The following is a 5,559-nucleotide window of genomic DNA, read 5'->3' as shown; positions in this document are numbered from 1 at the left end:
GCAATGGGTAACTTGGTCGCGTGTGTCGCGGCGGTGTTGCAAATAAAACCTAGGGCGCGGTCATCCCGCCCCGGAAGGGGCCCAGCTACCGCTGGAGGATATCGCGGATAGGCGCTGGCAGTGACCTATTCGCGTGTGACGCGGCAAAGTTTCAAACGAGACCTAGGGCGCGACTTGCTGACCGCAGGTCCGCGTCTTCCCCGCCGGCAGGCGCTAAGGAAAGGAGAAATAGTATGAAACACGCACTGATCACCGGGATTACCGGCCAGGACGGTTCCTATTTGGCGGAGCTGCTCCTGGAAAAAGGATATGAAGTCTATGGCATCATGCGGAGAAAAAGCGTGGTGGACTATGGCAATGTAGAGCATATAAAGGACAAAATCCATCTGGTCTATGGGGATATGACTGATCTTGCCTCCCTGCAAAAGGCCATGGATGTATCCCAGGCTGATGAGGTCTACAACCTGGCGGCCCAGTCCTTTGTGGGCACCAGCTGGGAGCAGCCCATTGCCACGGCGGAAATCGACGCCTTGGGGGTGACAAACCTGCTGGAGGCCATCCGGCGGGTCCGGCCGGAAGCCCGGTTCTACCAGGCCTCCACCAGTGAAATGTTCGGCCTGGTCCAGGAGATGCCCCAGCGGGAGACCACCCCCTTCTATCCCCGGAGCCCCTATGGGGTGGCCAAGGTCTACGGCCACTGGATCACCAAAAACTACCGGGAAAGCTACGGCCTTTTCGGCTGCTGCGGCATCCTCTTTAACCATGAGAGCGAGCGGAGAGGCTTAGAATTTGTCACCCGGAAGATCACCAACGCCGCGGCCCGGATCAAGCTGGGGCTTCTCCCCTGTGTGGAGCTGGGGAATCTGGACGCCCAGCGGGATTGGGGCCATGCCGCCGACTATGTCCGGGCCATGTGGCTGATGCTCCAAGGGGAGCGGCCGGATGACTATGTCATCGCCTCGGGAGAGACCCGGACCGTCCGCCAGTTTGCCCAGGCCGCCTTTGACGCCGCCGGCATCCAGGTGGCATGGCAGGGCCAAGGGGTGGAGGAAACCGGCGTGGATGAGGCCACCGGAAAAACAGTGGTCCGGGTCAGCCCCCAGTTTTTCCGCCCGGCGGAGGTAGAGGTGCTGCTGGGGGATCCCACCAAGGCGGAGGAGCAGCTTTCCTGGAAGCGGGAGATCTCCTTTGAGGAGATGGTCCGGCGGATGGTGGAAACCGACCTGAAGCTGGCAGCAGGGGAGACGGCGTCCGGCGGCCGGGAAGGATAAGACTGCAAAAGGATGGTGGCCTATGGGTCTGATAAGAGAACTTTTTGACTACCGGACCATGTTGGCCACCATGGTCCGCAAGGAGCTGGTCACCCGGTATAAAGGCTCGGTCCTGGGCTTTCTCTGGGCCTTTGTCAATCCCCTTTTGCAGCTGGCGGTCTATTCGGTGGTATTTTCCAGCATTATGCGGGTGGATGTGGACAAATACTACATTTATCTGTTTGTCGCCTTTATCCCCTGGTTTTTCCTGTCCACCTGTCTGGGCGGCGGGGCAAACTGCGTGGTGGAAAGCGCCAACCTGGTCAAGAAAATCTATTTTCCCCGGATGGTCATCCCCCTGAGCACGGTGACGGCAGGCTTTGTCAACCTCTGCCTTTCCATGGCGGTGGTGCTGGGGGCGGTGCTGTTTTCCGGCATAGGGCTCAGCGCCTGCTGCCTGCTGCTGCCAGGGGTCATGGCCCTTGAGTATCTGCTGGTCCTGGGCTTTTTGCTCATCTTCAGCGCCCTGAACGTCTATCTCCGGGACCTGCGGCATATGCTGGAGATCCTGATGATGGCCTGGTTTTACGCCACCCCCATTGTCTACACCCCCGACATGGTGCCGGAGGGCTGGCGGTGGGCCCTTTCCCTCAACCCTATAACCGGGCTGGTAGAGGCCTACCGGGATCTGCTCTATTACCAGCGGCTGCCGGATATCTCCCACCTGCTCTGGCCCTTTGGAATGGCCCTTCTCCTCTGCTTGGGGGGAGGATGGCTGTTTCAGCGGCTGCAGCGTGGTTTTGCGGAGGAGTTGTGATGAAAAAAGACGCCATTGTGGTCAGCCACCTGGAGAAGTCCTTTAAGGTCTACCCGGACAAGGGGAGCTCCTTAAAGGAAAAGCTTCTCTTTTTAAAACGCAACGCCTACGACCGGCGGCAGGTCTTAAAGGATATCAGCTTCACCGTATCCCCAGGGGAGGCGGTGGCCCTCATCGGGCGAAATGGCTGCGGCAAATCCACCCTGCTCAAAATCCTCACCCGGATCATCTATCCGGACCGGGGAGAGGTGGACATCCAGGGCAAGGTATCCAGCCTCATAGAGCTGGGAGCGGGCTTTCACCCGGATATGACCGGCAGGGAGAACATCTATGTCAACGCCTCCATCTTTGGCTTGCAGAAGAAAAAGATTGATGAACGGCTTTCAGATATCATCGCCTTTTCGGGACTGGAGGACTATATGGACGTACCGGTGCGAACCTATTCCTCCGGCATGTATGCCCGGCTGGCCTTTGCCGTAGCCATCCACGTGTCGGCTCAGGTGCTGCTCATCGACGAGATCCTGGCGGTGGGGGACGCCGCCTTCCAGCGCAGGTGCTTTGCAAAGATGGAGCAGCTAAAAAGGGAGGGGGCCACCATTGTCCTTGTCTCCCACAGTATGGAGGACGTGGCCCGCCTGTGTCCCCGGGCCATCTGGATTGACGGGGGCCTTGTTCGGATGGACGGCCCCGCCCAGACCGTCATCGGCGCCTACCTAGCCAGCGCCCAAGAGCCTGGATGGGGACAGGGGAGGTGATGGGATGGACGTTTCTCAGATGCCCGGGCCGGACCGGCGGTATGCGGCGGGGGTGTTCCGCCATGAGCTGAATATCCCCCTGGAAGCAGAGGAGGCGGCGGGTCTTGACGGCGCCCTTTTGGAGGAGGCCCAGCCGGGGCTGACTTCGGAGGAAGCTCTGGAAGAGATCCTGGCAGCGGCCCGGGGGCCGGTCCGGTGGCTGGCCCCTGCCGCCTTCCGGATGCGGAAGGCCATTAAAAGGATTCCCCTGGTGGGCTCCCTGGCCCTGCGGATCAAAAACCGCTACCTCCGCGCCTACCGGCGAGGATGACGCGCTCTTGGTTATGTCTGCGACACTGTCCGCGACACCCGCGTTTTTGTTACGGACGACACCACAGCGCGGTTTGGCAGCGGGCACTGCCCGCCAGCGCGATGTCCTCCACCGGGAGGTGAGTAGCGGCCCCTCATGCCGCGCGGGCACATCCTTTTCTCTCAAGAAAAGGATGCAAAAGTGATCCAAGGGGTGCGCCCCTTGGATATCCCCCTAATGGGGCTCGCTGCTTTCCCAGTAGTATGGGCGGCCCCTCCCGGGGCGGGATGACGCGCTCACGGCCTAGCCAAAACCACCGCCGCGTTGCCCGCACCTATGTTGCGATTGACACATAAACGCGACATCCTCCAGCGACAGCTGGCCCCGGGATGTTCCAAAAAATCGTCGGCTGCCGCCGAAACCGCCCACACTCCTGCGGTAGCCGGCGCGCCCTAGGCTTTATTTGCGACACTGTTCGCGGCTCACGCAAATAGGTCTCGATTGACACATAAACGCGATCTGGCAGCGGGCACTGCCCGCGAGGAGGAAGATGATGAAGATGATGACAGCGGAGACATTTGTCCCCTTTGGAAAAAAGCCGGCGCTCTCCGCCGCCTCCCTTGCCCGCTGGCTGGAGGCGGAAGGGGCTGCGGCTGAAGCCGTCTCCCTTCCCCTTTCCCCTGGGAAGGAGGGGGAGCTTGCCCAGCTTTTTTCCCGGCGGCTGTTTCATCTGGAGCACGCCTGCGGCCTTCTCATCCCTCTGGATCTCACAGCGGCGCTGCTACCCCACCCCCATAAGGTGGTTTGGATGACAGGGCCGTTCCCCCTTCTGGGAGATGAAATCCTGGATCAGTACCGGCTGCGGGCCGTTACCCGGGGCCTTGGGGAGGCGGAGAAAATCTTCGCCGCCGGGGAGGAGCTGGCGGACTGGCTGGCCCAAAGCTGCCATGTCCGGGCAGAGCTTCTGCCCCTGCCCCGGGATGATAGGGCGGGACGGGAAGCGGCAAGGAGGCTGATGGGATGAAAATCGCGGTGGCAAACGCCCAGATCCCCTTTGTGAAGGGAGGGGCGGAGGTGCTCTGCGACAGCCTCTGCCGGGAGCTTATCCGCCGGGGCCATACGGTGGAGAAAATCCTCCTGCCCCTCCAGGAGTTTCCCCCTGGCCGGCTGATGGAAAATGTACTGGCGGCAAAGCTGATGGAGATCCCGCAGACGGACCTGCTCATTGCCCTGAAATTTCCCGCCTATCTTATCCCCCACCCCAACAAGCGGTATTGGATCATCCACCAGCTCCGTCAGGCCTATGACCTCTACGGCACCCCCTTTGGATACCGGGACGCCCCGGCTCTCAGAGCGGCCATCGCCCGGGAGGATACCGCTGCGTTAGGGGGAGCAAAGGGGACGATCTATACCATCAGCGACCTGGTGTCCCGGCGGCTTTGGGAGGCAAACGGCATCCCCTCCACCCCCCTTTACTGTCCCCTGGATGAGCCGGAGTCCTTTTCCCTGGCAGGATACGGGGACTATGTCTTTTATCCCAGCCGGGTCAACGCCCTCAAGCGCCAATCCCTGCTGGTGGAGGCCATGGCCTATACCCGCACCCCGGTGCGGCTGCTGCTGGCCGGGCGGGGGGACAGCGGGGAGGAAGAAAAGCGGATTATGGCGCTGATCCGGGGCCGGAGGCTTCAGGAGAAGGTGACCTATGAAAACCGCTTTATCTCCCAGGAGGAAAAGCTCCATCACCTGGCCAGGTGCCTGGCGGTGGCCTTTGTGCCGGTGGAGGAGGACTATGGCTACATCACGCCGGAGGCCTTTGCCTCCCATAAGGCAGTGCTCACCTGCACCGACTCCGGCGGGCCGCTGGCCTTTGTGGAGGATGGGGTCACCGGGTTTGTCCGCCCGCCGGAACCCCGGGCCCTGGCCCGTGCCTTGGACGAGTTTTACGCCCACCGGGAGAGGACGGCGACCATGGGCCAGGCGGCCTGGGAAAAGCTGAAAGGGATGGATATCACCTGGGATCATGTGATAACGGCTCTAACGGCGGCCCCTGCCGGGGCAGGATGACGCACCCTGGGCTTTGTTTGCGACATTGCCGCGTCACATGCGACTAAGTTACCCATTGCGCCACAGTGCGATATCCCCCACCGGCAGGTGGCGCTCCTGCGGAGAGCAAGACGCGCCTTAAGTCTCGTTTGCAGCACCTTCCGCGGCACCCGCGATTTTGTTGCGAATGATGCCACAGCGCGGCTTGGCTGCGGCGACTCGCCGCCCGCGGCGTAATCAAAACCACCGTCCGCGACACACGCGTTTTTGTTGCGAACGACACCACAACGCGGTATCCTCCACTGGTAGGTGGTAGCAGCCCCTCATGCCGGGGCGGGCACATCCTTTTCTCTCAAGAAAAGGATGCAAAAGTGATCCAAGGGGGCGGCGGCTGGCTGCCGCATA

6 protein-coding genes are annotated in these 5,559 nt (G+C 61.4%); all 6 read left to right on the top strand.

Annotation, left to right across the window (positions count from 1 at the left end):
* Window positions 1-233 precede the first annotated feature (233 nt).
* Window positions 234-1,271: a GDP-mannose 4,6-dehydratase gene (gene gmd / locus ACZ25G_RS03110; protein WP_342682541.1), complete on the top strand. Its 1,038-nt coding sequence runs from the start codon at window positions 234-236 to the stop codon at window positions 1,269-1,271.
* Between the two features lie 22 nt (window positions 1,272-1,293).
* Window positions 1,294-2,067 carry an ABC transporter permease gene (locus tag ACZ25G_RS03105; protein ID WP_463681503.1) on the top strand — a complete coding sequence of 258 codons (774 nt, stop codon included), beginning with the start codon at window positions 1,294-1,296 and terminating at the stop codon, window positions 2,065-2,067.
* Complete coding sequence (locus tag ACZ25G_RS03100; protein ID WP_463681502.1) at window positions 2,067-2,822, top strand: ABC transporter ATP-binding protein; 756 nt, start codon at window positions 2,067-2,069, stop codon at window positions 2,820-2,822. Before ACZ25G_RS03105 ends, ACZ25G_RS03100 begins: the two co-directional genes overlap by 1 nt.
* Before the next feature lie 4 nt (window positions 2,823-2,826).
* The gene (locus tag ACZ25G_RS03095; RefSeq protein WP_463681501.1) at window positions 2,827-3,132 is read left to right on the top strand and encodes a hypothetical protein; all 306 of its coding nucleotides are present in this window, start codon (window positions 2,827-2,829) and stop codon (window positions 3,130-3,132) included.
* Between the two features lie 532 nt (window positions 3,133-3,664).
* Window positions 3,665-4,135, top strand: coding sequence for a hypothetical protein (locus ACZ25G_RS03090; RefSeq protein WP_191510705.1), 471 nt, complete (start codon window positions 3,665-3,667; stop codon window positions 4,133-4,135).
* Window positions 4,132-5,175, top strand: coding sequence for a glycosyltransferase family 4 protein (locus tag ACZ25G_RS03085; RefSeq protein WP_463681500.1), 1,044 nt, complete (start codon window positions 4,132-4,134; stop codon window positions 5,173-5,175). Before ACZ25G_RS03090 ends, ACZ25G_RS03085 begins: the two co-directional genes overlap by 4 nt.
* Window positions 5,176-5,559: the final 384 nt, after the last annotated feature.

It is taken from the genome of Zongyangia sp. (genome assembly GCF_965361945.1).
The sequence above is the reverse complement of the archived record's forward strand: the minus strand, read 5'-3'. Positions and strand labels throughout refer to the sequence as shown.